This is a genomic window from Candidatus Defluviilinea gracilis, from assembly GCA_016716235.1.
GTDB classification, from domain to species: Bacteria; Chloroflexota; Anaerolineae; order Anaerolineales; family Villigracilaceae; genus Defluviilinea; species Defluviilinea gracilis.
Map to the genome: position 1 here is coordinate 96849 of JADJWS010000007.1, position 25296 is coordinate 122144.

The window sequence follows — 25296 nt, forward strand, 5'->3', positions numbered from 1 at the left end:
GCAATTGGTTGCCGCTTAATTATACCCCTGCCTAATTACCTGTTAGTAGTTTGTTGATGTGCGCGTCGAGTTCGTTCATGGTTTTCAGAAAGGCCGATTCGAGATCAACCTGATGCGCTTGAGCCAGAATGATAACAGACCAGAGGCAATCTGCAAGTTCGTGCGCGAGTTTGTCATGCGCTTCTGATATTTCGCGTTTGCCTTGTAACGCAACGACCAATTTGGATAGGTCGCCAACATCGCCGACAAAACCAAGCGCGATTTCTTCAGTCGTCCATTCCGCGCCGTATTGCTTTTGTTCAAGCAGGGCATACTTTGCGCGGATTTCAGCCGCTCGTTGAAGGATCGCTTGAAATTCCATTACTTCTTCATCGCCCGCCACACGCGTTCGGGCGTCGTGGGAATCACATCCACATTTACGCCGATGGCATCGAGGATAGCATTGCCGACGGCGGGCGCGACTCCATCCATGGGAATCTCGGCGACGGCTTTGACGCCGAACGGGTGACTCGGCTCGAAGGTCTCGACGAAGATCGTTTCGAGTTCGGGCATCTCGTCGGCGCGGAAGATGTGATAGCGATCCAAATCGCGTTCGATGGCATCGCCTTTGTCGTCGTAGCGCATCTCCTCGCAGACCGCGTAGCCCAACGCTTGAGTCATGCCGCCCTCGATCTGACCCGATGCGGTGAGCGGATTCACGATCACGCCCGAGTCAACCGCCATCACGAGTTTATCTACCGTAACCGCGCCTGTTTCAGTGTCCACGGTCACCTCGGCGAATTGCGCGGCGAAGGGAGGTGGTGAGACTGGCGAAACATAACTTGCCACACCCATGATCTGTTCTTGTTTATCTTTGTGCAGAGAATGCAGCGCGATCTCGGCAAAGGAAACCGTTCTTCCGTCGGGGGCGATGGCTTGGCGATTCGATAATCGAATCGTTGCATAATCTGATTCTGGAATCCCCAACATCATCGCCGCGCGGACTTGGATTCGCCACGCGACAACTTTCGCCGCGTTCACCGCCGCCGCGCCTGAAATGTACGTCGTGGACGAAGCGTACGCGCCTTTGTCGAACGGAGTGAAATCGGTGTCTGAGGAATAGCAGATCATATCTTCAAGCGGAACGCCTAACACCTCCGCCGCCATTTGCGCAAGGACAGTGTCTGAACCCGTTCCCAGATCCGTCGCGCCGACTAGCATGTTGAATGAACCATCGTCGTTCATCTTGATCGACGCGCCGCCCATATCCAAATATGGAATCGCTGTTCCTTGCATGACCATTGCCACACCGATTCCCCTACGCAATACGGAGTACGGATTACGTACTTCGTATTGCGTATTGCGTAACGAGCGCCACTCCTCATTCCCATACTTATCATCCCACGCGATCGCGGCTCGTCCTTGCGCGACGCATTGCTCCAACCCAACAGTTTGGACGATCTCAGGTCGCGGCTCGCGTCCTTCATTCCACGCGGTTGAAAACGGATGATATTCGCCAGGTCGAATCGTATTCCTCAAACGAAAATCAATCGGGTCGAGGTTCAACGCGCGGGCGATCTTTTCCATGTGACGTTCGACGGGCCAGTATCCCTGCGGCACGCCGTAACCGCGAAACGCTCCAGCGGGCGGCGTGTTGGTGTAAACCACGTCTGCATAAAATTGGATGTTCGGACTCTTGCGATATTCGCCATCGCCGACATACAACGCCATTGCTTTGTGTCCCGTGTTGCCTGTGACGGTCAGCGCGTGACAGCCGTACGCGCCCGTGTCGGATAGCGCGTACATCGCGTTGGCTGTGATCGTCCCGTCTCGCTTCACTCCCGTCTTCATCTTGACTCGCATTGGGTGACGCGAACGCGCCGCGATAAATTCTTCTTCGCGCGTGTATTCGTAGATGACTGGTCGTTTTGTTGCAATCGTGAGATGCGCGGGCACGTCTTCCATCAACACTTCCTGCTTGCCGCCGAACCCGCCGCCGATGCGCGGCTTCACCACGCGGATTCGTTTCACTGGCAGATTCAACACAGGCGCGAGCATCCTCCGCACATGAAAAGGAACTTGCGTGGACGTGCGAATCACCAAACGGTCGTCTTCATCCCAATATGTGACGCACACATGCGGCTCGATGGAAACTTGTTGCACTTTCGGCACTTCGTATTCAGCCTCAAAAATATGATCGGCTTCCTTGAATCCTTTTTCCACGTCGCCGATGTCGATGCGGATGTGCGCGGCGAGATTCTTTTCGGGGTTCGAGTCGGCAAAATTGACGTACTCAGGCTCGTCGTGGATTCGAATCGCATCGGGGTTCATCGCTTCGCGCGAGTCGAGGATGGAATCCAGAATTTCGTATTCCACGTCGATCAGACTCAACGCTTTCTCCGCGATTTCGGGACTCTCCGCCGCGACGAATGCAACGCGGTCGCCGACAAAACGGACTTTGTGATCCAGCGAAAACGTATCGAGCGGACCTGGGATCGGATCGGACTGCCCAGCGGTGGAATACACCACGTGCGGAATATCCTGCCACGTGAGCACAGCCGCAACACCTTTCAATTCTTTTGCGCGCGTCGTGTCAATTTTTTTGATGCGCGCGTGCGCGTGTGGCGAGTGCAAAACTTTCGCATACAACATGCCGCGCGCGTCCATGTCGGCGGTGAAGGCGGGCTTGCCCTGCACGAGTTTGACCGCGTCCACTTTTTTCTCGGGCTTGCCGACGGTCTGCCATGTTTGTGATTCAGGCGTCACCACAACTTTTGGGCGCGTCATCACGCCAGCGAGTTGTGGTGAATCAAAACCTCCCATAGGCGCATCTGTTTTTGGCGCGCCGAAATCCCAATTGATCGTGTCCACGCGGAACGGTTCATCGCCGCGCATCACCGCCGCCGCTTTCAACACGGCTTGCACAGGTTTGAGATAACCCGTGCATCGGCATAACACGCCGCTGATCGCCTCGCGCACTTGCTCTTCACTTGGATTCGGATTCTGTTCGAGCAACGCCTTCGCCGCAAGGATTTGCGCGGGCGTGCAAAATCCGCATTGGATCGCGCCCGATTCGACGAACGCCTGTTGTAGCGGATTCAAGCCATCGGTCTTTTTCCAACCTTGTTCGGGATGTTCGCCCAACGCTTCGATCGTGACGACAAGATGTCCCTCCGCTTGCGCCGCGAGCATGGACCCCGCGTTGACAGGTTTGCCATCCAGCAGAACCGTGTCCGCGCCGCTCAGTCCGCCCTCATCGCCAAATTTGACGCCGTAATAGCCAAGTCTGCGCACGGCGGAGAGCAATGTTTCAGATGGCGCACATTCGATTTCGTGCTTTGTGTTGTTGATTGAAAGTTGGAGTTTCATACAATTCCTTTAATTGAGTAAGCGGGATTTTTAAAGATCAAATCCACTGAATTTTTGGATGGACAATAATTTTGATGCTGAAGGCACTTAAGGCAATCCAACAAACCTTAGCACCCTAATACACTCCAAAATTGTTGCAAAATGAGCTTCCAATAGCGTATCCTTAGAAAGGAAACTTCCTCGAGGATTCTGATAAAAAGCTGATTGAATATAATAAATTAATTCCTTGTCATTATCGTATATTTCTGGTACTGGTATTTTTTGATAAACCTTCTTGATTTCTCCAATTTTCGAGTAAAAATTATTTAAAGTACTGATTATGTGGTCATCAAAGCCTGATGATAAGAATTCATAAAAATCTGGCCAGCCATGATAAAGTAGTATTAGGGCAAATAGAGTATCCTTGCTACCTTCACTACGTGCTGAAAGAAGTTTTATGGTCTGTTCATATTTAACCGCGGTTTTAATTCTTCGCGGAACAAGAAATCGGTTTATCCTTGCAAAATTTCCAAGTTTAATGCCTTTAATAAGTATTCCGTGTAGTAGTTCAGTTGCCTGTTCATATGTAGGCTGTATCACATGGTATTGTTCAGGAATTATTTTATCCAGGTAACTATTTCCATCCATGTTAGTCCCCTCATATTTTCGATTTATATAGCTCGAAATTAGGTTATTGTCCATTACAAAAACCCAAATACAATTTCTTACCGACAAATAGTTCTTAATAGATTCAAGCAATTGCACAACATTTTCTGGTGAGCACCGATCTAAATTATCAATGCATAAAATCAATTTATCTTGTTTATTATAAGTCAAAAATATCCTCACCAATTCTGTAAATGCTCTGTTTGTTTCTTCAATGTGATCAATGGTTTGTTCCCAATCCGAAATAGTTATTTTCTTTTCAATTTTTTCTTCGTAGTCTTTGACATCACCCAGGGTTAATCCTGTTAGCTTCCTAAGTGCCATGTCAGATAAAGCTAAAGATGTAACTTCAATAACCCTTTCAGCATATTTCTTCCAATCAAAAAACCTAGTCTCATCCAGTCTTCTTAAGTATTTTAATAACCGTACAATAACAGGGGTTAAAAGATTGTTGGTGGAGTCGTACTGCCACGCATCAATGATTTCTATATGTAAAGATTTGCTTGTTGTCATTGTTTCTGTATTTTTAGGCATCTCCAGAACCAATTCCTTTTCCGTTGATCCCCTCACAAGCAAACTCATTTTATCTTTTATTACAACTTTCTCTGATGGCTTGTTAATTAGCTCGTGGTCTTTGTTTGTTTGAGCTAGCCTGTTAAGATCCGCCATTATATTTAGGGTACTTGTCTTGCCAGTTCCCCAGCTCCCATACAGCCCTATAGTTGATGGACAATCATTGTCTGTGAGTCTGTGGAGAATAATTTTTGCCAATGATTGAGCGTTTAATTTGTCTTGGGAAATATTAATAATTGGATCATGGATATTCATTACTAAAATCTCCTATCTAATCTGCCTAGTATTATTGCTTTTACATTTGCCTTGCATTACATAGATTCTGTGCGAATTTTCTCGCGCAATTCATCAATCACAATTTTATTCCCGTTTTCATCTTTGTAAAACCACACATCCCAGCCGTTGACGGGCGCGCCGTTCATCAGCGATTTCGCCACGCCGTGGATCGAGCCAGTGACCTCGCCGCATTTGATGTGTCCGTTCGATAGGATTTTCGCCCGTTTGCCGTTACGCGCGAAGTAAAGCGACTCGCCTGGATTCAATAATCCGTTTTCGAGCAACGCTCCAAACGGGACCCGCGCCTGCTTCCGTTTCTCGGAGAGGATCAACACCTCGGATGGGGAGGCGAGAACCGCGTCAATGCGTTGTTGCGCGATCTTGATATATGTTTTGTCGCGTTCGATGCCGATCCAGCGGCGACCGAGTTTCTTCGCAACCGCTCCTGTTGTCCCTGAGCCAAAGAACGGATCGAGGATCACATCCCCAACGTTCGATGACGCGAGCAAAATCCGATACAGTAGCGCTTCGGGTTTTTGTGTCGAGTGCGCTTTCGTCCCGTTATGTTTGACGCGCTGTTTGCCCCTCACAAGCGGGAGTTCCCAATGTCTCCAGTCGGAGCGCATTTGCAGGTCTTCATTCAAGGCTTTCATGGCGTGATGATTGAACGTGTACTTCGCGCCTTTTTTCTTCTGCGCCCAGATCATCGTTTCATGCGCGTTGGTGAGCCGCACGCCGCGAAAATTTGGCATAGGATTGTCTTTGATCCACAATACATCGTTTAGAATCCAAAATCCCAAGTCTTGCATGATCGCGCCGACGCGATAGATGTTGTGATACGTGCCGATGACCCAGATCGTGCCTGTGTCTTTCAACACGCGTTGACTCGCGCTCAGCCAATCCCGCGTGAACTCGTCATATGCTTTGAAATTCTCGAACTGATCCCAGCCGTCGTTGACCGCGTCGACTTTGGTGAGGTTGGGACGATGCAACTCGTTGCGCAGTTGCAAGTTATACGGCGGGTCGGCGAAGATCACATCCACCGAGTTCGCGGGGAGCGAGCGGAGGACTTCAACGCAATCGCCGCGTAGGATTTGGTCGAGGGGGAGATGAGCCACGGGTCGAATTATACCGTCATCGCTTATTCAGATTTCAGTATGAACGCTACTCTATGGCAAAGTTGGATTATTTCCCTATTAAATAGCCCAAGCTGTCTGTTCGCTCCCGCATCCAACCCGTTAGTCCACTTTGAATGCGAACCTGCCACCACGTTCCATTGTGTGCGCAGGCAGGACCGCCAATAATTGTGAGAGTTGTTCCCTTTTCCACTTTCGATATGCTGTTTTCGTAATACTCCAGTGGGACGATAGGCGCTGTTCGCAAATTGACTTTTTCCCAAATGACTTTAGCGCGATCGCCTACTTTAAGCTTTACGTAACTCAAATCATCGCACCAATACTTTTGCGTTGAAGTTTGAGAGGATGTGGAACCCAGAACTGGCGCTTTTGTATTTGGCGGGGTAGAAGACGTGAGAACGATGGTGTAGGTAACACGAATCGCGCCATCGTTTGATGTTATGGTATTTGTCTCGTTGGTTGCCCAACCATCTTTTCTACTTAAGTAAACGCCTTGCGATCCAATAATATCTGCTTTCTGAACCCATTCCTTGAGTTTGCCGCTCAGAAAACTGTACAGTACACTCGCAACAAATGTAAAAGGGCTGCTTTTTGTGAGTAATGTAACCCCCAATTTCTCAGCGCCCTTTTTTGCTACTGATCCAAGCGCCTTTCCAAGACCTGCAGATGCCGCCTCATAAGAAAGGTCTGCTGGTAATGACGATTTGTCCTCGTCCACAGCCATGATCGTGATGTAGACCCCGTCTGATACTTTGGATTCGTCAAAACTGACTGCCAGTAGGCAAGGGGCTTGAACCGTATCTCCTTTGCGAACTTTCAGCGGTTTATCCCCCGGACAGAACATGCCACTCGATTTGCCGGATGTATCGGCCGCCAGGATGATTAGGCGAAATTCCCCGGGGCCGGTTACGTCCCCTACGTTTGCTAGAAATTTGATTTCATCAATATACAAATTGACAAAATTAATATTGTCACTTTTTTCCTGTGATAAATCAAATTGGGTTTGTGTCTTATATTCTGATGAAGTTCCTCCGTAAGGCAGTGTCGTCGCCAAGACTAAAAACGAAAAAATGAAACGTAGCCTGAGCATGGTTGCCTCCTTGCGTTCGTATATCAAAGTTTTTCGTGCGCCTGTAATAAGCAATGAACGAATCCTACCCAAGAATCCCCGTCTGGACAAGGCGGAATTGGTTACGCCTTCGATAACGCAATCCCTCCGAGGCGCGCTCATCGGCAGGCAATGCCTCGCCGAGCTGTTTGCGGGAATTATGCAAGCGATTCCAAGCATCCCCTCACTATGAGAAGAGTTATTTCAACCAACTCTGCTCGATGGATTTGGCTTGTTCAGCAAAGTAATTCTTCACGGCATCCCACGATACAATCTGTAAAAGTATCGGATCGGGATCGTGCTCGGCGCTCTCGAAATAAACCAGGCGTTTTGTAACTTGAACTTCAAAGTCGCGAACGGACGGATATTTTTTAGGAGCAAGGTCGAGCAATCTTTTCAGGGGAATATTTTGCGAAATAAAATAGAGGTCATAAAAATCTTTGCGGTTTGCTCTCGATAAAATGGCGTCCATTTTCATCAAGGCAATGTCTTCGATGGAGGCGATGCGGAGATTCTCGTCCTCCACCAGCGGATTTAATAGAGTGTATCCATACCCGAAGAATCCAACACGAACATTTTTTACAACAAAAACCAGATTCCCCCAAGATGTATCTGACAATTCGGGTTTCAATGGAGCGAGCGCGTCTTCAAGGGTGTTGCGGATGGACGGGATATCTTCGGTTGGCGAGAAGAGGTCGATGTCAATAGATCGGCGATGCCCCAGTTGAAGCGCGAGAGCAGTGCCGCCCGCGAGATAGAAGCGATTCCCGATCCTGCTAGTGAAAAACTCGCGCAGTACCATGCGCATTTCTTCTGTAACAGTATCCCAAAAGAGCGCTGTCATTTTTCAGCGCTTAAAACAAGAGTCCAGAAGTTGAGATGCGGCTGGGGGAGCCTTTCGCCGCCGAAGCGGTTGATCCATAAAACGATCTGCTCCCGCGAATAGACGGTGAACAGCCATTTGATCTCAGCGCGGTTCCCAAATTGCAAGACGCGCTCGATGATGGTGTGCGAATCCTTTTCAGGGACGAGTTTGGCGATGTCGTATTCCTGAAAGAACGGGGCGAGGGAGGAGGGGATGGCGGTCATGGGATGCAATTGCTACGCGGAATCTGGCTGGGATATAGGCGGCTTACGATTTGTTATTCTGGTCTTTCCGCTTCTGCGCTTCGTTGAATGCCGCGCCAACGACAACGGCTTCTTGGCTTCGGGCGTGGAAGTTTTTTGCTCTTCGATCATAGTAGTTTCCTTTTAGGTAATAAATCGCCTGTTTGCCAGAGCGGTTTGCTAATCTGAGAACAAACAACTTTATTTCAGTCGACTCTTCATCTCCTGCAAATGGGCTAGGATATCAGGATTGAAATCGAATTTGCCCGCATGGGGTAGGGCGTCGTTGAGGATGCGTTCCAGTTCAACGGCGCTGATCTGGTTGTGCCGAATCAGGAAAACGAGATCATCCAAATCACGATCACTGCCTCGATCTAGCTTGCTGAGCGCAATGCTATATGGATCGAAAATAAAGACATCAACCTTCCCAAATTGACCGATGTGAATACTGCGTTGCTCATTTCCTTCTGGCAAGGGCACGAATCGCTCGATTGGGACTGGCTCCGTATCCAACCCCAGTTCGTTTGCAACTTCCTCGATGGCAATTTGAAAAGCGTCTTTTTGTAGGTCGTCGCCTACGTAATCAATGTCGAGTGTTTCGCGCGAACTTCCGAGAAGGATTAATGCGCTGCCGCCAAGCAGGTGAAGGGTCGCTGGCTTGGGGTAGCGCATTCCCAACCGCTGGAGAAAGTCATGGATAGCCTGCTTGGATACCGTCTTCATTTGAACTTTTCCATATACTTGACCAGACGCTCTGCGCCATGTTCATACGTTTCAAGCCAGTTAATGCGCTGTCCGCTTAGGACTTGATGTCGCTTTGCCAATCTCACAAGTGCGTCGTTTGGATTTGAATCCAGCGAGACGTCTAATAGTCTTGAAAATAAATCGGGTAGTTGTATATGTTCTCCAAAGATTCTAATCAATCGCTCTCTGTACTTTCGTTGAAGCAGAACGGCGGCTGTATAGTAAAAGCGAAGGTACAGTTGACTCGGCTGTGATGAAAGCGTTTCGTCTGCTTTTTTTGCATCGCCGAAAAAATCAGGATGACGCAGAAATAAGGGTATCAAAGCCATGCGCACACGGGCATCCCGGCTGTCTGCCAGCGATTGGATGAGTGTCGCGGAGTCAAGCAGAGGATGTTGGCTGATTTGTTCCCCCATCAGAAACCGCACATCCCGCGCCCACAGTTCGGACACCAATTGCTCTTCGCTCACAGTAACAAGACGAGTGTTCATCGAGGTCTATTGTACTTCCAGGCACCTCTTCGCCAGCGTGGACGCAACGTCCATGCGATATTCGGCGGAGCCGTACTCATCGGTCGCTTCGTGGAAGGCGTTGCGCGCGGCGGTGGCGACATCGTCGGAGGCTGTGCCGTCCATGGCGAGCATGGGACTTTTGCCGAATCCGCCGACAGCGAGGCGCGTTCTGCCTGAATTCCACTGCGCGAGCGCGACGCAGACAATGGGTTTATCGGCAGGCGTGCGCGAAACATATTCAAAGGCGAGTTTTACGTTGAGTGGAATGGTGATGGAAGTAATCAGTCCGCGCGGGCGAAGAGGCAAAAATTCGCCGAGACTGATCACTGATGACTGATCGCTGACGACTGATGACTGCTCACTGCTCACTGACAACTTCGCATCAAGCGCGAGCAACATCGTCGCAAACGTAGACCTGCCGTCGCATGAAACCAACGTCCCTGCAACAGTGGCTGAGTTGCGGATGTTGAGCGGGGCTTCGAGTTTCAACGCGCGTTTCAATGCTTCGAGGCAATGTTCCGATTCGAGGAGCGATTGCAGGGTGAGAGTCGCACCGAGTTCGAGACTGTTACCGTTTACGCGGAGCGAATCCAAGCCGATGAGTTGGAGGTCAACCGCTTCAACCGAATCAGTCGTCCCGTCTGCATTGAGCGAAGTGTGAGAAAGAAGCGTGCCGCCTCCGAAGGGCAGAGTGTTTGGTTGTTTGAGAAGCGCGAGGGCTTCATCCAAAGTTTTTGGGCGATGATAGGCAGTGATCATGAGGACTCCTTTATATCGTCCATTATACAATCAAACATGCCGCCACCTTTCGATGACGGCATGTTTGATGCGGTTGACTGCGCGCGTTATCCGGGCGGTGTGAATGGCGCCAGTTCGGGCAACAGATATTCGTCTTTGAGCGCTTGCACTAACATCTCGAACTCGTCGCCGTTTTCGTAATGACCAGAGAAACGCCACACCGGTTGGATGTATGGCTGACTGCCGTCGAGTTCGCCTGCCTGCCAGTGCGGGTTGGTGATGTAATACATCAATTCGATTTTTTCGATTGTGAGCGCGGGCGGCGTGTATGTTTCTAACGATTCTGGATTCTCATCGTAGGTGTTGATCTGGTCGGCGGTGACGGTGAGTTCCATGGGCAGTCCATCTTTTGGGTTGGTCGCCATCGAACCGCTGAAGACTCGCAGAGTGGGGTAGCCGCCGAATGCCTCGTCGGGAATCGCAAGTGTTTCCAGTAATATCGGGTCGCCTTCGTTGCCGAGGTTGTTGATATCCATGTTACCGTCCGGCGCCAACTGAACATAACTTTTTCCATCTTCCGCTTTGAACAAGATCGCGCTTTGACCTTCGAGTGTGATGCGCTGTTGCGTGCCGCGTAAGATTTTGAATTGCAGATTTGGGAATGGAATCTCGAACCGTTCGACGCGCGCGATTAATGCGCCGGTATTGTCCACGCCTTCAATAGTCGCCCAAATGTTTACAGGACGATTTTGCGCTTGCATCAGTTCGTCCAGATTATCGCCAGTCAGGTGCAGATAATATGTTTGTCCCTTCACGAGGGTTGCGAATGTGTATTCGGTCTTCGAACTGCCGTCTGCTTTACGGATGATGTTGATCGAGATGGTGCCGCGTTGGTTGTCGAATCGTTTTCCGATATCTGGACCTTGTTGGGTTTGTCCTCCGCCGCCAGGGATGATCAGTTGCTGGTCGACGAAGATGAGCGCGTCGGTCATGCCGTTTGCCTGCATGAGTTCGTCCACGGTGATGCCGTGCGATTCAGCAATGGAAATGAGGGTATCGCCTTCTTGCACGATGTAATTCCCAACGCCTAAACCCGGGGTGGGCGATGCTGGCGGGAAGGGAACCGGCGTGCCGCTCAAGTTAAGTTGGTAGAAGCCGAATCCGCCGCCTCCACCGCCGCCGCCCATGGCTACGGACATGCGGCTATCAATGAGCGTCCAATCGTACACGTCGCCTCGACGCGCGCCTACCACAAAGGCGTTTTCAAACGGTAGCGGAATATCGGCTGGCAATGCGGGCTCGAGGACGATTCGTTCGCCTTCTTGAGTTTGCAAAACATATTGTCCGTTTTCAGAGGTCAGCGTGCCGACCACGCCGTCTTGCGCGAAAGGCGATTCTCGCCATGATTCGATGTTGAACTTCTTGATGTCGTTCACCATGACGAACTGACCGGTCGCTTCGACGAAGGTATTGCGGTCCAGCGCTTCCATGCCGGCGGTGTTGCCGGTCACGGTAAAGCCGTCAATTTGAATGAAGGCGGGTTGCGCGGGGTCGAGCGCGGGGATGGATGACGGATAACCGTAGATCGCGATCGTTTCGTTTTCGGGATACTCGCGCGTCCACTGTTTCATGTTTGCGGGAGAGGAGTTCATGCTCTCGATCTTCCCGGCGGGGATAGAATCGTTCATGAGTTTTTGGAACGCTTCTTCGGCGGAAATGATGTTGTACGTCTGCGCGGAGGCGGGTTCGTAGCCCGGCAAGTTGGCTTCCACTTGCAGCACGGTTCCGTTTTCATCGAGCATCACGCGCATCGGACGCGTTGTGAAATACTCGTATCCAATTGGGTAACCATCGGGCGAGAGCGGTTCCACTGTGTAGCCGCCATGCAAGCCGTCTATTGCTACCTTGTGCGGGAAGTCGAATCCATGCGAGGATAGGAATTCGTTGATGATCTCTTCCGCGTTGGGAGGATAACTGCCGCCGAAAACATTGAACACCTTCGAGGTGTCGGCGGTGTACGTGAAGAAGCGGTCTGTGGTCATCGCCAGCGATTGCTTGCCGTCTGTGACGAGGAGATAATCCGTTTCACCGGTGACGGGATGTTTCGCCACGTACACCTGACCTTGAATCCCGAATCGCTGAGCCAGCGCTTGGGCTTGCTCGACCGTCGCGGGCGTTTCTTCTGTCAAGAGATAGATACTTGCTTGCGAGGGCTCGTCTGGTAGTGGCGCGTTCAAATACAGTGTTGCGCCGCGCCAATCGTAGCCGTCGTTTGGCGACGGAGTGACTGGCGTCTCGTTATTGTTGTTGGTGGACGACTCTGTTGGCTGAGGCGCGACCGTTTGATTCGACGCGGGTACTTCGGTCGGCGTCGGCGCGACTAATTTGATTGTCCAACTCATGAAGAGCGCGAAGACGATCAGCGAAACCGTCCATGCCAGCGCGGCAGTCGCTTGCTTGCGCGTGAAGTGAAACCACCTCGGCGAAGATTTTCCGCGATGCGCCTGCCTCAGCGATTGTTCCAATTCAGCCGCGAATTGAGAATTGGGGTTCAGTCCATCAGCGGTTTGCGCTAGCCATTCATCCATTTTGTCTGTGTCGTTTGTGAATTTATCGTTCATAGTTCTGCCTCCATTCTTAGGGAGGTTCGCTCGCGCAGGTCTTGCAGTCCGCGTGAGACGAGCATTTTGACCGCCGCCTCGCTCTTGTGAAGCGACGCGCCGATCTCTTGATTCGATAGTCCGCCAAAATAGGATAGGACAACCGCCTCCGCGCGATCCGGGGAAATCTCTTTCAGCGCGCGCGCCAGCGACTCAAGCCTCAGGCGTTGATACGCCGCCTTATCGGTAGGCAGGCTGGGGCTGGGAAGATGAAGCGCGTCGTCCAGCGGAACCTCAGGCTTGCGCCCGCGAAAGAACATCAGCCGCTTCTTCGAGGCGATCCCCAATATCCACGCCGCGAACGACCCGTCGCCGCGATACGATCTGAGTCCCTCCAAAGCGGATACGAAAGTCTGCGAGGTGAGGTCCTCGGCATCTTTGACGTTGCCTGTGTGCGCCATGTGATAGCGATAGACGCGCGGCACATATTGCCGATAGAGTTCGGCAAATGCGTCTTCATCGGCGAGCGCGTTACGCGCTAAAGCGAGATCGTTTGCGGCGGTTGTTTTCGTTTGTTCGACCATGTGTGTGATCAAGTAGCCTCCTGTGTTGTTGTGCGCGCAGTAGTAGTATGTTGCAGGAGGGCTGAAAAAGTAACAGGGAAATTTTAGGCACTGCCGAAAAAGCGGGACGCAGATCAACGCAGAAAACGCAGATTTTTTTCTCTCTCTGAATCAGCGTGAATCAGCGTTCACGCCGCGCTGGCGCTCGGCGCAAGTGTCTGCGTCCTAGAAATTATTTCTGACAGAGTCCAATGTTTGTCAGTGATGAGGAGCGCCAACCTCATGTTTCGGGATAGACCTTCCACCCAAGTTCGTTCAAACGCGACTTGTCGAATTGTTCCTGCGGCACGTTGATGAACAAGGCGTTGGCTTCCGCCAGCAATTCGTTTGTCTCTGCATCGTAAATCCCTGACCACGATTCTGCCGCCCGCGATCTTGTTCTGCCCGCCTTGCCGACGATCTTCAACGGTTTGCCGATGGGCACATTCTGACGATACTTGATCTCGAGTTTCGCGGTGAACTGAAAGCGCGGATTTTGCAAGTCGCTTCCCATGTGCGCGCGGCTGGCGGTCTCATCGAGCATCGAAGCGACGATGCCGCCGTGCAACACGCCGGGATAGCCTTGAAAATGATCGGGCGCGGTGTATGTTGTTTCGACTACGCCCGCTTCCGTTTCGTAAAAATGCAGGTGCAAGCCGACGGGGTTTTCAAGCCCGCAGATGAAGCACATGCGCGAGTTGGGTTGTTTGGATTTCATAGTGGGATTATATTCGATGATATCGGCTCTCCATCAATATCGGTTTACGAGGAGGGTTTTTTTGGCGTGTAGCGCTACAGAGCTTTTGAGATTTTCTCTCCATGCTCTCGGTGTTTTCTGTGGCAGGGACGTTTGTACGCGCTTTTCCACACTCGGTTTACGAGATTTCACTTTGCGGCTAAGATTAACTCATGCAATTCGGAAATTTCCATGGCTTGCGAACCATTGCGCTCGAAAATAAATTCTTTCGCATCGAGAGTCTTGCCGAGGCAGGTCCGCGTATTGTGAGGTTGATTCCTCGATGGACGGGCGAAAACCTATTCGCGGAAACTCCGCAGTTCACCGTGAACGCCCCCTACGGCGAATATCGTTTTTACGGCGGGCATCGTTTTTGGGTCGCGCCTGAAAGCCTCTCGAGAAGCTATGTTCCGGATGACGCCGGCGCCACAATAAAAGAAATTGAGAATGGCATTCAAATGATTGGAGCGGTAGAGCCGGGCAGTGGATTGCGTAAAACTGTTTCGGCGCAAATCGGTTCGGAACAACCATTCATCATCGTCAAGCATCGCCTCGAAAATTTCGGACAGGCAACCATCAAACTTGCGCCGTGGGCGATCACCATGCTCAGACCCGGCGGCGCGGCGATCCTGCCGCAACAAGTCGGCAATGTGGATGGCGACGGGCTTCTGCCGAATCGCCGTTTTGCTTTGTGGCCCTTTTCGCGCTGGGACGATGCGCGGTTGAAGCCGGGCGATGAATTCATTGTCGTGAGATCCGATTCCACAACGGGCCCATTCAAACTGGGATATTTCAATCCGCGCGGCTGGCTCGGTTACGTCTCCCATCAGGCGCTGTTCATCAAACGCTTCGGCGCGCGCCGCGATGAAGAATACCCGGACTTCGGAAGTAATTGCGAAGTGTACACCGATGCGCGCGCGCTGGAACTCGAGACGCTCGGTCCGCTGGTGGAACTGGCGCCCAAGATGGATGTGATTCACACCGAAACATGGGAAGTGTATAACATCGACAACCCGCCGAAAGAATTGCTTGCAGGGCGCTCGTTGCGGGAAATCATCGCGTAACCATTCAGGAGTCTGCATTGAAAATCGTCGTCATCATCTCTGCCATCGCTGAATGGGTGGGCGTCAAACCGTTGTTTCCCGATTCAAAGATCGACTCGTTTCCCTACGGCGAATGTTTTACTGCAACAATTTCCAATCGTGAGATTCCCTTTTTTCACAGCGGATGGGGAAAGATCGCCTCCGCGGGAACCCTGCAATATCTCATTGACCGTTACGCTCCCGACTTAATCGTCAACCTCGGCACCTGCGGCGGGTTCGAGGGCGTTGTGAATCAAGGCGATGTGATCCTGGTCGGACAGACGATCGTGTACGACATTGTGGAGTTGATGGGCGATCTCGACATCGCCAACTACTACGCTTCTTCCCTCGATTTGAGCTGGCTCGCCGACCCTCTGCCGCATCCCGCCCGACGCGCCCTCGTCGCTTCCGCAGACAGCGACCTGCCGCCGGAAATGATACCCGCGCTCAAAGCGAAGGGCGCAGTCGCCGCCGATTGGGAATCAGCCGCGCTGGCGTGGGTGGCGCGGAAGAACGGCGCGCGCCTGCTCATCTTGCGCGCTGTCAGCGATATCGTCAATGAAAATGAAGGCGAGGCGTACGATAATATCGAAATCTTCAACGAGCGCGCAAAAGGGGTCATGCAAAAGTTGATCGCTCAATTGCCCGATTGGTTGAACGCGGTGAAGTTATAGATCCATTTCCATCAAGACATCTTCATCTTCGTTTGAACCAGGGATAGGAATTTCTGTAAATCCAACTTGTTTGTAAAACGCAACGGCGCGTTTTTGGTGGATGGCGTGTGTTTCCAGCCTGATGCGCTGATAGCCCGCGCTTCTGGCAAATGCGAGCAATTTTTGAAGCATTCGATATCCCAGCCCTTTGTTGTGATGCTCTGGCAATAGCCATAACCGTTTGAGTTCGCAAACATGTTCGGCATGGCGGCGGATCGCGCCTGTGCCAATCATTTCCTCGCGATGAGTCATCACGAGGAATATCCCGCCGTTTTCGAAGTAGCTCGCTTGAATATCATCCATGTCGCCGAGTTCGCCGCGCGCTTCATATTCAGCGATTGCTTCTTCCAGCGGTTTCGCGTCTTGGAAGACCTCATGCGCGACGCGATAGACAAGCCGCTTGGCGGTCTCCTGCTCGCCAGGTTGGATGGGGCGAATCTGAATCATGCGGTGGTTTCTCTTACGGCATTATAATCGTCGCGTCCATGACCCCGATCAATGAAGAAGAACTAACGATTCAAAAGAGAAACTTCCGCTACGTGCAGATCGACGCGGTGGGCGTGAGCATCTCGAACGTGGCGTCGCCTTTCCTGCCGGTGTTTCTCACCCGTCTTGGCGCGTCGAATTTTCAGGTGGGATTGCTTTCTTCCATGCCCGGCGCAACCGGGCTATTGCTTGCCCTGGTTGTGGGGCGCTTTTTGCAAACGCGGCGGAATATCGTGCCGTGGTACAGCCTCTCGCGCTTGCTGGTTATTTTGTGCTTTGCGCTGACGGGCATCCTCACCTTGTCCATAGCCCGCGAGTATATCATCCTGTCTACGCTGGCAATTTGGGCGTTCGCCACTCTGCCGCAGACCGCGCTGGCGGTAGCATTCTCTGTAGTGATGAATGCTGTCGCTGGACCCGAAGGACGCTATGCCTTGCTGAGCCGGCGCTGGGCGATCTTCGGTCTGACGAGCGCGATCGGCACGTTCATCGTCACGCGCCTCATCGATTTGATGGCGTTCCCGTTGAATTATGCCGTGATGTTCCTCGCGCTCTCGCTGGGCGGTTTTATTAGTTATTACTTTTCCAGCCGCATCAGCGTTCCCGACCAACCCCCGGCTCCTCTGGCAAAGAGCGAGTCGTTGCGCGACACGTTGGGGAATTATGCCGCGTTACTCAGGAAGAATCCAGCCTTTGTCTCTTTTGCCTCGAAGCGTTTCGTGTATTTTTCGGCAGTGACGCTCAGCCTGCCGATCATGCCGTTGTATCTGGTGCGCGATGTGCGCGCCACCGATTCGGATATCGGCATGGTGAGTATGGCGATGAACCTGGTGATGCTGGTGGGGTATTATCTCTGGCCCCGGATATCTAATCGTCACGGCGGGCGCGTGGTGTTGCTGGCGACCACCTTCGGGATGATCTTGCACCCGGCGCTTTCCGCTTCGACCACCCATGTAGAGTGGATCATCCTCTTCGCCGGTCTCGCCGGGTTCTTTCAAGGCGGGCTTGACCTGGTGTTCTTCGATGAGTTGATGAAAACCGTCCCGGTGGAATACAGCGCCACGTTCGTTTCACTGGCTCAATCGATTCAATACCTTTCCATGATTCTTGCTCCATTGCTGGGAACATGGCTGGCTGGGTTTATTGGGCTTTCCGGCGCGTTATGGGTGAGCGCGGGCATCCGTCTGATAGGATTTCTATTGTTCTTGAAGAAGGAAATCCGATAATTCAAATCAAGGCGATGCGGTGGCTGGCACAAGAGTAACTCCCAACACGCGCGCTAATTCTACGGAATACAAATCGTGTTGTTCGCGCGCCAGGTTCAATCCCTGATTAAGCGTGGAGGCATCTGCGCCGTTGAGGAAGGCGAGCAGGGTATCGATCACCGCGTTCATGTGCGTGAGTTCGTGTCCGTGCAATGTGATCAGGCAGGTTGCTGGGGTGATGTCTTGCGCGAGCCGCCGGATGCGTTGGAGGTTCGAGATCGCCTCGGGGAGTTGTTCGCTCGGGAGGTTGGATGCCAGCGCCGAGGCGTCGTCGAATTCGCGCATCAGGTCGTTGAGGGGTTTGACCGTTTCACTGATCGCTTCGGTTGAACACGGGTCTATTGTCGCGCTCGGCGCGATTGGCTCTGCCGGGGATGCGGTACCGCATGAGTTGAGGATCAAAGCGAAAATCGGAAGGATGCGGGGAGTGAGTCGGAGCATGGCGTTCTCCTTGTCTTTAAAGTGATCGAGGGACGGCAAACTGCCGTCCCTCGAATTGTATCTCTCTTTCCGCCCTATTTTTCTACGAGTACGAAGACGCCCGTCAGTTCAGTAGTCAACACTTGTGCCGCGCTGTTGCTGGAGGATGTCAGCGAGTACAGTTCTAACGGCGCGTCGGTTGCCAGCGCGTTGTCTATGGCGCCATCGCTGAGCGGTTGGGTGATCTCTTCCCATTGCCCATTATTCCAGTGCAGGACGGTGTATTTCGAGGCGTCGCTTGTGGGGAGCGGGAAGCCCATTTGAATGCCGGTGTTCTGGGGAAGCGGCTTGATGAGTTTGCCCTCGTTGAGGATGGCTATATCGAGTCCTTTGACGAGGGTGAATCCGTTTGGCAACGCCGCCGGCAGGGCGCTTGCATCGATGGTGTTGATGACAGCCTGGTAATCGCACAGGTTGTAGAACTTGAGCGTTATGCCAAAGAAGGTGGCTTTCGTGGCGCAGTCCAGGTCGAACGGAGCGCCGCCGGTGACAAGGATGGCTCCACCGAACGATCCGTTATTTGGCGTGGCTGGCTTGGGTATGTATTCCACAAGAACAGCGAAGGTGATCGAGGATGTGTTGCCGTGGCTGTCGATTGCAGTGCAGGTAACAATGGTCGTGCCGTGCGGGAACAGGGAGCCGGAAGGCGGGACGCAAGTTGCCACCCCGGGACCATCCACCGCGTCGGTCGTGGTTGGCGTCGAGTAGAAGATCGGCGCAAGCTGTTTGCTGGACGTATCGACTACTATATTCGCCATCGGGGAAATGACCGGAGGCGTTGTGTCTTGCACGGTGACGTTGAAACTTCCATTTACGGCGTTGCCGCTCGAATCGGACGCGGAACATGCTACGGAGGTGGTGGCGATTGCGAACGCGCTGCCGGAGGGCGGCGCGCATGTGACTGCCAATGCGCCATCCACAATATCGTTTGCGGTGGCGCTGAAGTTCACCACAGCGCCGGCGGCGCTGGTCGCCTCGACCGTCATATCGGCAGGCAGGGGCAGGGTCGGCGCGGTTGTATCTTGCACGGTGATGGTGAAACTGCCGACGCTTGAATTACCGGCCTGGTCGGTGGAGGTGCAAGAGACGGTGGTGATTCCGAGCGGGAAGGTAGAGCCGGAACTCTGCGAGCATCCAAAGGTTGGGGCGGGGTCGAGGTTGTCGCTGGCAGATGCGGAATAGTTGACAACCGCGCCGGAGACTCCGGTCGCTTCCACGATGATGTTCGCAGGCAGGCTCAAGACTGGGTTGGTCTTATCGATGTTAATGCCGCTGGCGGTTGCCGGCGCGCTGACGTTCCCGGCGAGGTCGGCGCATGTGCCGGTGGCTGATTGCCCGGCGCCTTCTGTGTTGAGCAGAATATTCGATGCGCAGGTATCGATGCCGGATAATCCATCCGTGCCCGAGAAACTGACAGTGACATCGGTGTTATTCCACCCGTTGCCGTTCGGCGCGGGAGATGCGGTGGCGGTGGCGGTAGGCGCGGTCTTGTCGATGTTGATGTTGTTGACCGTTGTGCTGCTGGAGTTTCCGGCGAGATCGGCGCATGTTCCGGTGGCTGATTGACCCGCGCCTTCCGCGCTGAGAGTCACTGGCGCGGTGCAGGATGCAAGCCCAGATCCGCTATCGCTACCGGTGAAGGTAACTGTGACATCGGTATTGTTCCAACCGTTGCCATTGGCGGCGGGCGTGCGGCTCGCAACGATGCCCGGCGCCGATTTGTCGATGTTGATTCCGCTTTGCGTGTCCGACACGGTGTTGCCGGCGTTGTCGACGCAATTCGCAGTGGAGGATTGATTCGCGCCTTCGGTGGTGACAGTCTGCGTGATCGTCGCGTTGACCGGTCCCGACATCGCATCAGCGCATGACCAGTTCAGTGTCACGTCTCCATTGTTCCAGCCGTTTCCATTCGCGGGCGTGCGATTCAAGAATGTGATGATCGGGTTGGTGGCATCACGCTTCAAGGTGAGAGGCGTTGCATTCGATGTAAGCCCCGCGAGGTTGGTGCAGGAACCGTTGAAGGTGACTCCGGCGGTGTCTGTCGTCAGAGATTGAACGCCTGTGCAGGCGAGAGGACCGCTGACCGATTCAGTCCCGGTGGTTGTGATCGTCACATCGCTGATATGCCAGCCGTTGTTCCCCAGCGTTCCCGATGGAGTAAGTGTAACTCCGGTCGGCGCGGTTTTGTCGATATTGATACCCGATTGCGTGTCTGACGCTGAGTTGCCAGCCGCGTCCTGGCACGTGCCAGTGGCAGATTGCCCGGCGCCTTCGGCTGACAGCGTTTGCGTGACCGTGCCGGAGAGGATTGGTGAAAGGGAGTTTGTGCAAGACCAGGTGACTGTCACATCTGAGGTGTTCCAGCCGTTACCATTGGCGGCGGGGAGACGGCTCGAAAACGTGATCGTTGGGGCTGTTTTGTCGATATTGATGCCGTTCTGGGTGTTGGAAGCGGTTAACCCGGCGCGGTTGGCGCAGGTTCCAGTGGCAGATTGATTCGTCCCCTCCGTTGTGACGGTTTGATTAACCGTTGCCGCTACCACCCCGGATTGCGCGTCAACGCACGACCATGTGACGGTCACGTCTGTGTTGTTCCAGCCAGCGCCGTTTGCCGGGGTTCGGCTGACAAACGTAATGACCGGCGCGGACGTATCTGTGACGGGTGTGGTATTCATACATCCGCCGCTTGCAAGGACTGACTGGCACAGGTCTATCGCCGAACCGATAAAGACCGACGTTCCGAATACCTCAATGCCGTAGCGTTGGTTGCCAAAATACACGCCATCGAGGACGGAAACAAATGATCCGGGATTGCCGTTGATGCGCACGCCCGACCCCAGGTCGTTCGTATACGCGCCTCCGCCTGAGCCGCCCGGCACGTCTGTGCCATTTCCCCAGGCGGTGACATTATTCAATGTGACTTGGTTGACGTTGGAGATGGCAATGCCGTTCAGATCGTTATTGAGCGCGGTGACGCTATTCAATGTGACAATGGGCGCGCTAAGCGTCGCGCCGTTGTAATTCGTGCCGGCGGTGGCGCCATAGGCTTCGTTGAAGGATGTGTTCGAGATCGAGATCGTTCCGGTGGACGTGGTGGCTGTGAAGCCCTGGTTGGTATCGCCGCCCGTGTTGTCGCCATCGAATGCGCTTCCGCCTGTTACTGAGATGTTTCCACTGGACGAAAGGATGTTTCCGGTGAAACCGTCCTGCTGGTTTGAAACGTCGGTATCTGAAAGCGTGACAGGACCGCTTGTGGTTGTAATGTTAACCGCGTTTCCACCTCCGCTATCGTCCACATCTACACCGGATAAGGTTACAGATCCGCTGTTGGATGTGACATTGATCGCGTTACCGTCATCTTGATTATCCACGCTCGAATTGTTAATGTTTATTGTGCCGCTGTTCGTGGTGACGTTGATGCCGTGATTGTCTTCGCCGTCGGCGATATCCACGCCGCCTAAGGTAACGTTTCCGGAGTTGGTCGCTACATGAACGCTTGCAGAGTTGTCTGCGTTGTTTACGTCCACGTCATTCATGGTGACGGAACCGGTGGTCGTGTACACCGCCACACTGGGGTTCGTGGTGCTGGTATTGTCGTTTACGGTTATATCCCGCAGGGTGACGTTGCCGGTCCATGGATTGCCCGACGAGCCGATTTGGACGAATCCTCGGTTGGGTCCGCTTGTGCCGAAGTTTGTGTCGCCGGTGATCGCGCCGGGGTTGTTTCCATTCCACCCGCCTTGGATCGTCATATTGAAGGTGCTGATGGAGGTGAATGATGAACCGAGGCTGGAGGCGTTATCGCTCAGAATTAATGGGGTGGTAAACCCTGGTCCGCCCGGCCGTTCCAGGTAAATGATCCCGTCCTGCGAGAACGATCCGCCCATGTTATCGCGCATGAGGGTGAGCAGGCTGGTGATGGTCTGGTTTGTGGTGCACCCGTTTGCCCCGGGGGTGGGAACCGCTTGCGAGGCTGGGCACCAGATCGGATCTGCTTCCACAAGAACGGTGGCGGCTTCTGCGCTTGCCAACGAGAGCGGATTGCCATTCTCATCGAGGATCACAACATCTGTATCTTGGGGGAGGTTTGCCACCAGTTCGAATACCGGCGCTTCCTCTGTTGCGGGAACTTCCTCGCTCGTGGGTTCGGCCGTTGGCTCGGCGGTCGGCGTTGCCTCTGGGAGTTCGGTCGCCGTCGGTTCGACAGGCAGTTCAGTCGCTTCAACCGGCGGCTGGGTTGGCTCCTCTGTGGGTGGGGGTGTTGGGGTGGGGTCATCAGCCAGGACAACATGGACATTTAGTAAATTGGAGATGACAGTCAGAATAATAAAAATAGACCAAATCAAACGACGATTAATGTGGGGCATCTTCTTCACCTTTACCTTTCAAGGTTGTTAACTTGCTGGCATGACGGCTCGTCAACAACTCTGTTACCTATTGGTTACAGTGAAAAGGTTACATAGGGGCGCTTCCCCGAATGAAAAACCCACCATGCCGGTCTCCGGCATGGTGGGTCAATTTGAGGCGAAACCGGTTTGTTATTTCCCCAGCCTCGCTCGTTCCTCTTCGATTACGCTTGATTCCAGTTTTTTGAACAACGGGCTCGGTTGATTCAACTTCTGTCCCGGCTTCAATTCACTGGGTTTCCATGCTGGGGCAGTGGCGTTACTTTCACCCAGGGGAGCAATGGGGCGATACCTCAACACCGTGTGGTCGCCAAGGGAATCTTTTACCGTTTCAGTGTATTGTTCGCCAAAGAGCGGAGTTTCATTGCCGAAGAATTCATGCAATCGTTGCGAGGTGAAGGGGAGCGTGGGAGCGAAGAGGATCTTCAGCGAGTCGATGGCTTTCAAGGCGGTATAAATTGTCTTCGCCGCGCCGTCTTTGTCAGTTTTTACCGCCGACCAGGGCGCGTTGACATCGAGGTACACATTTACCGCAGTGGCAAGTTTTAACGTCTCGCCTAACGCGGAACGCAGGCGCGCGGCTTCGTACTCCGCGCCAACGGTGGCGAAACCATTTTCGATGGTGGCGAGCAGGCTCAAATCGGAGTCGCGAAGCGCGGCGGAGTCCACGTCTGGCACATGCCCTTCCCAGTGTTTGTAGCAAAACGCGAGCACGCGATTCGCAAGATTGCCCCACGTCGCCACAAGTTCGTTGTTGTTGCGCGCCACAAACTCAGCCCAATCCCAATCGCTGTCTTTGTTCTCGGGCATGTTGATCGTGAGGTAATAGCGCAACGCGTCGGGGTCGTAGCGCGTCAACGCGTCGCGTCCCCAGACCGCCCAGTTGCGCGAACCGCTGATCTTTTTCCCTTCAAGATTCATGAATTGATTCGCGGGCACGTCGAATGGCAGTGTGAGCGAATATTCTTCTTCCGAATAAATTTGACCGAATGCGACGCCGGCGCCCATAAGTTGGGCGGGCCACAGCGACGTGTGGAAGAAGATGTTGTCTTTGCCGATAAAGTGGAATTGTCGCGCGTTGGGATTCACCCACCACTCGCGCCACGCTTCTTTCCGACGGGTTAACTGACTCCACTCGATCGGCGCGGAGAGATACCCGATGACCGCTTCGAACCACACGTATAAGCATTTGCCTTCCCAGCCCTCCACAGGGACAGGGATGCCCCAATCGAGATCGCGGGTGATCGGGCGCGGCTTGAGTCCTTCGGCTTCGATCTTGCCCAACGATTCGCCCAGCACCGTATCGCGCATGTGGTCGGCGCGTTCTTTGAGGAACTTCTTGACATCGGGTTCGAGTTTCGAGAGGTCGAGATAGAAATGTTCGGTATCGCGCAACTCGAGCGCGCCGCCCTCGCGCGAGCGTGGGTTGATTAACTTTTCGGGTTCTAACACGTTGCCGCAGTTGTCGCATTGATCGGAACGCGCGCCCTCGAAACCGCAGATGTAACACGTCCCTTCCACATAACGGTCGGGGAGGAATCGTCTTGCGGAAGGCGAGTACCACTGCTTCGAGGTTTGCTTGAACATGAACCCGTTCTTTTGCAGGGCAAGGAAGATCGACTGGGACACCTTGAAATGGTTTTCCGTGTGCGTTGTGGTGAACAAGTCGTAGGCGATGCCCCAGCCCTGGAATAATTCAAGGAATCCGTTGTGGTATTTTTTGTAGACGTCCTCCACAGGCTTGCCCTCTTTGTCGGCGGCAAGCGTGACGGGGGTTCCGTGCGAATCGGTGCCGCTGACCATGAGCACGTTGTTCCCTTTGAGTCTGTGGTAGCGCGCGACGATATCACCGGGCAGGTGCGAGCCGGTGATGTTGCCCACGTGGATTTCGGCATTGGCGTAGGGCCAGGCTATGGCGATGAGGATATTTTCAGGCATTCGTGTCTCCGTATCTCTTACCGCTATGAAGGCGCCGAGAAGACCTTGATAATACTCTTGGCGATCGTGGCGGTTCAAATTTCTTTTCCAAACAAAAAGGCTGTCCGAAAATGGACAGCCCGTTTTTGACAGGTGCAAAAACCTAACGTGCCATCCAGACGCGACTCGACATCTCCATGTCCATGGACATCAACATGGTTTTTGTCACCGTTGAGAAGGCGGATTTTGATTGCATGGGGCTTATTGTACTACAACAATTTCTTCAGAACTGAAAACGGGGAATCCTCATTCCCCTGGCTGTGCCCGCAATCTTTGAGGTTCAAATCCTGTCCGCACTCGATGCACAAGCCTTTGCACTCCTCGTCGTGAAGAGGATTGATCGGCACTTCAAGCAGGGCATACTCGCGCAACATCGGAGCCAGGTCGATCTGACGATCCTCAGGGAGCAAAACGCCAGTCTCGCTGGCTGAATCTTTGTCGAAGGCGTACAACTCGGTGAAACCCCACTTGAGCGGTTGGGCAAAATCTTTCAAACAGCGCGCGCATTGTAATTTTGTGTCGCCTGAAAAAGCGCCCTGCACGATCAATCCCTGCGGGGTGCGGCCGATGCGCGCGGAGCCGTTGAGATTCGACACCTCGAAGTCGTCAAGCTTGACATGATCGAACTCGAGAGGGATTTCATGGCTATAGCCGACTTCTTCATGGACAATAAAGCCGACATTGATGCGGAATGGTTTGCGAGGATTGGTCATTGGAACTTCTCAGGTAACAGTCACTTTGAAAGCGACTGTCACCTTTTCG

21 protein-coding genes are annotated in these 25296 nt (G+C 53.2%); 3 read left to right on the plus strand and 18 right to left on the minus strand.

Annotation, left to right across the window (positions count from 1 at the left end; translation table 11 throughout):
- Positions 1-31: 31 nt before the first annotated feature.
- The 13 genes from IPM31_18475 to IPM31_18535 all read right to left on the minus strand — a co-directional run bounded on the left by IPM31_18475 (position 32) and on the right by IPM31_18535 (position 14107).
- A complete protein-coding gene (locus tag IPM31_18475) occupies positions 32-361 on the minus strand; it encodes a nucleotide pyrophosphohydrolase (GenBank protein MBK9008958.1) in 330 nt (109 codons plus the stop codon).
- Positions 361-3348: a molybdopterin-dependent oxidoreductase gene (locus IPM31_18480; GenBank protein MBK9008959.1), complete on the minus strand. Its 2988-nt coding sequence runs from the start codon at positions 3346-3348 to the stop codon at positions 361-363. The genes IPM31_18475 and IPM31_18480 overlap by 1 nt, the downstream gene beginning before the upstream one ends.
- Positions 3349-3435: 87 nt before the next feature.
- The gene (locus tag IPM31_18485; GenBank protein MBK9008960.1) at positions 3436-4821 is read right to left on the minus strand and encodes a hypothetical protein; all 1386 of its coding nucleotides are present in this window, start codon (positions 4819-4821) and stop codon (positions 3436-3438) included.
- A gap of 56 nt (positions 4822-4877) precedes the next feature.
- The gene (locus IPM31_18490; GenBank protein ID MBK9008961.1) at positions 4878-5960 is read right to left on the minus strand and encodes a site-specific DNA-methyltransferase; all 1083 of its coding nucleotides are present in this window, start codon (positions 5958-5960) and stop codon (positions 4878-4880) included.
- 67 nt (positions 5961-6027) lie between these two features.
- Entirely contained in the window at positions 6028-7068 is a 1041-nt protein-coding gene (locus tag IPM31_18495) for an SH3 domain-containing protein (GenBank protein MBK9008962.1), read from the minus strand.
- 217 nt (positions 7069-7285) lie between these two features.
- On the minus strand, positions 7286-7930 hold the full coding sequence (locus IPM31_18500) for a nucleotidyl transferase AbiEii/AbiGii toxin family protein (GenBank protein ID MBK9008963.1): 645 nt from the start codon (positions 7928-7930) through the stop codon (positions 7286-7288).
- A complete protein-coding gene (locus IPM31_18505) occupies positions 7927-8175 on the minus strand; it encodes a hypothetical protein (GenBank protein ID MBK9008964.1) in 249 nt (82 codons plus the stop codon). Before IPM31_18505 ends, IPM31_18500 begins: the two co-directional genes overlap by 4 nt.
- 219 nt (positions 8176-8394) lie before the next feature.
- Positions 8395-8916, minus strand: a complete 522-nt coding sequence (locus IPM31_18510; GenBank protein MBK9008965.1) for a hypothetical protein — start codon at positions 8914-8916, stop codon at positions 8395-8397.
- Entirely contained in the window at positions 8913-9428 is a 516-nt protein-coding gene (locus IPM31_18515) for a hypothetical protein (GenBank protein MBK9008966.1), read from the minus strand. Before IPM31_18515 ends, IPM31_18510 begins: the two co-directional genes overlap by 4 nt.
- A gap of 6 nt (positions 9429-9434) precedes the next feature.
- Positions 9435-10208, minus strand: coding sequence for an FAD binding domain-containing protein (locus tag IPM31_18520; GenBank protein ID MBK9008967.1), 774 nt, complete (start codon positions 10206-10208; stop codon positions 9435-9437).
- 86 nt (positions 10209-10294) lie between these two features.
- Positions 10295-12808, minus strand: a complete 2514-nt coding sequence (locus IPM31_18525; protein ID MBK9008968.1) for a LysM peptidoglycan-binding domain-containing protein — start codon at positions 12806-12808, stop codon at positions 10295-10297.
- The gene (locus IPM31_18530; GenBank protein ID MBK9008969.1) at positions 12805-13371 is read right to left on the minus strand and encodes an RNA polymerase sigma factor; all 567 of its coding nucleotides are present in this window, start codon (positions 13369-13371) and stop codon (positions 12805-12807) included. The genes IPM31_18525 and IPM31_18530 overlap by 4 nt, the downstream gene beginning before the upstream one ends.
- 259 nt (positions 13372-13630) lie before the next feature.
- Positions 13631-14107, minus strand: a complete 477-nt coding sequence (locus IPM31_18535) for a PaaI family thioesterase (GenBank protein MBK9008970.1) — start codon at positions 14105-14107, stop codon at positions 13631-13633.
- 191 nt (positions 14108-14298) lie between these two features.
- On the opposite strand from IPM31_18535, the gene IPM31_18540 reads away from it, so the two are divergent.
- Both IPM31_18540 and IPM31_18545 read left to right on the plus strand, forming a co-directional pair.
- Complete coding sequence (locus tag IPM31_18540) at positions 14299-15189, plus strand: hypothetical protein (GenBank protein ID MBK9008971.1); 891 nt, start codon at positions 14299-14301, stop codon at positions 15187-15189.
- A gap of 17 nt (positions 15190-15206) precedes the next feature.
- Positions 15207-15881 carry a 5'-methylthioadenosine/S-adenosylhomocysteine nucleosidase gene (locus IPM31_18545; GenBank protein MBK9008972.1) on the plus strand — a complete coding sequence of 225 codons (675 nt, stop codon included), beginning with the start codon at positions 15207-15209 and terminating at the stop codon, positions 15879-15881.
- On the opposite strand, the gene IPM31_18550 is transcribed toward IPM31_18545, so the two are convergent.
- Positions 15876-16367 carry a GNAT family N-acetyltransferase gene (locus IPM31_18550; GenBank protein ID MBK9008973.1) on the minus strand — a complete coding sequence of 164 codons (492 nt, stop codon included), beginning with the start codon at positions 16365-16367 and terminating at the stop codon, positions 15876-15878. The two genes, IPM31_18545 and IPM31_18550, sit on opposite strands and share 6 nt — an antisense overlap.
- Before the next feature lie 38 nt (positions 16368-16405).
- Here IPM31_18550 and IPM31_18555 point away from each other — a divergent pair, with 38 nt between their 5' ends.
- Entirely contained in the window at positions 16406-17632 is a 1227-nt protein-coding gene (locus tag IPM31_18555) for an MFS transporter (protein MBK9008974.1), read from the plus strand.
- A 6-nt stretch (positions 17633-17638) separates the two neighbouring features.
- Here the strand turns inward: IPM31_18555 and IPM31_18560 are convergent, their stop codons facing one another.
- The 4 genes from IPM31_18560 to IPM31_18575 form a co-directional block, all read right to left on the minus strand.
- Positions 17639-18112 (minus strand): hypothetical protein, encoded by a 474-nt coding sequence (locus IPM31_18560; GenBank protein ID MBK9008975.1) that lies wholly within the window; start codon positions 18110-18112, stop codon positions 17639-17641.
- Positions 18113-18186: 74 nt separating this feature from the next.
- On the minus strand, positions 18187-22518 hold the full coding sequence (locus tag IPM31_18565) for an HYR domain-containing protein (protein MBK9008976.1): 4332 nt from the start codon (positions 22516-22518) through the stop codon (positions 18187-18189).
- 171 nt (positions 22519-22689) lie between these two features.
- The gene (metG, locus tag IPM31_18570) at positions 22690-24495 is read right to left on the minus strand and encodes a methionine--tRNA ligase (protein ID MBK9008977.1); all 1806 of its coding nucleotides are present in this window, start codon (positions 24493-24495) and stop codon (positions 22690-22692) included.
- A 248-nt stretch (positions 24496-24743) separates the two neighbouring features.
- The gene (locus IPM31_18575; protein ID MBK9008978.1) at positions 24744-25247 is read right to left on the minus strand and encodes a DUF177 domain-containing protein; all 504 of its coding nucleotides are present in this window, start codon (positions 25245-25247) and stop codon (positions 24744-24746) included.
- Positions 25248-25296: the final 49 nt, after the last annotated feature.

Excerpts from the sequence above, each read along its gene's own strand:
- IPM31_18485 (MBK9008960.1), bottom strand. The coding sequence starts at position 4,821 with ATGAATATCCATGATCCAATTATTAATATTTCCCAAGACAAATTAAAC.
- IPM31_18475 (MBK9008958.1), bottom strand. The coding sequence starts at position 361 with ATGGAATTTCAAGCGATCCTTCAACGAGCGGCTGAAATCCGCGCAAAG.
- IPM31_18575 (MBK9008978.1), bottom strand. The coding sequence starts at position 25,247 with ATGACCAATCCTCGCAAACCATTCCGCATCAATGTCGGCTTTATTGTC.
- IPM31_18550 (MBK9008973.1), bottom strand. The coding sequence starts at position 16,367 with ATGATTCAGATTCGCCCCATCCAACCTGGCGAGCAGGAGACCGCCAAG.
- IPM31_18520 (MBK9008967.1), bottom strand. The coding sequence starts at position 10,208 with ATGATCACTGCCTATCATCGCCCAAAAACTTTGGATGAAGCCCTCGCG.
- IPM31_18565 (MBK9008976.1), bottom strand. The coding sequence starts at position 22,518 with ATGCCCCACATTAATCGTCGTTTGATTTGGTCTATTTTTATTATTCTG.
- IPM31_18515 (MBK9008966.1), bottom strand. The coding sequence starts at position 9,428 with ATGAACACTCGTCTTGTTACTGTGAGCGAAGAGCAATTGGTGTCCGAA.
- IPM31_18495 (MBK9008962.1), bottom strand. The coding sequence starts at position 7,068 with ATGCTCAGGCTACGTTTCATTTTTTCGTTTTTAGTCTTGGCGACGACA.
- metG (MBK9008977.1), bottom strand. The coding sequence starts at position 24,495 with ATGCCTGAAAATATCCTCATCGCCATAGCCTGGCCCTACGCCAATGCC.
- IPM31_18555 (MBK9008974.1), top strand. The coding sequence starts at position 16,406 with ATGACCCCGATCAATGAAGAAGAACTAACGATTCAAAAGAGAAACTTC.
- IPM31_18560 (MBK9008975.1), bottom strand. The coding sequence starts at position 18,112 with ATGCTCCGACTCACTCCCCGCATCCTTCCGATTTTCGCTTTGATCCTC.
- IPM31_18510 (MBK9008965.1), bottom strand. The coding sequence starts at position 8,916 with ATGAAGACGGTATCCAAGCAGGCTATCCATGACTTTCTCCAGCGGTTG.
- IPM31_18500 (MBK9008963.1), bottom strand. The coding sequence starts at position 7,930 with ATGACAGCGCTCTTTTGGGATACTGTTACAGAAGAAATGCGCATGGTA.
- IPM31_18480 (MBK9008959.1), bottom strand. The coding sequence starts at position 3,348 with ATGAAACTCCAACTTTCAATCAACAACACAAAGCACGAAATCGAATGT.
- IPM31_18535 (MBK9008970.1), bottom strand. The coding sequence starts at position 14,107 with ATGAAATCCAAACAACCCAACTCGCGCATGTGCTTCATCTGCGGGCTT.
- IPM31_18525 (MBK9008968.1), bottom strand. The coding sequence starts at position 12,808 with ATGAACGATAAATTCACAAACGACACAGACAAAATGGATGAATGGCTA.
- IPM31_18540 (MBK9008971.1), top strand. The coding sequence starts at position 14,299 with ATGCAATTCGGAAATTTCCATGGCTTGCGAACCATTGCGCTCGAAAAT.
- IPM31_18530 (MBK9008969.1), bottom strand. The coding sequence starts at position 13,371 with ATGGTCGAACAAACGAAAACAACCGCCGCAAACGATCTCGCTTTAGCG.
- IPM31_18505 (MBK9008964.1), bottom strand. The coding sequence starts at position 8,175 with ATGACCGCCATCCCCTCCTCCCTCGCCCCGTTCTTTCAGGAATACGAC.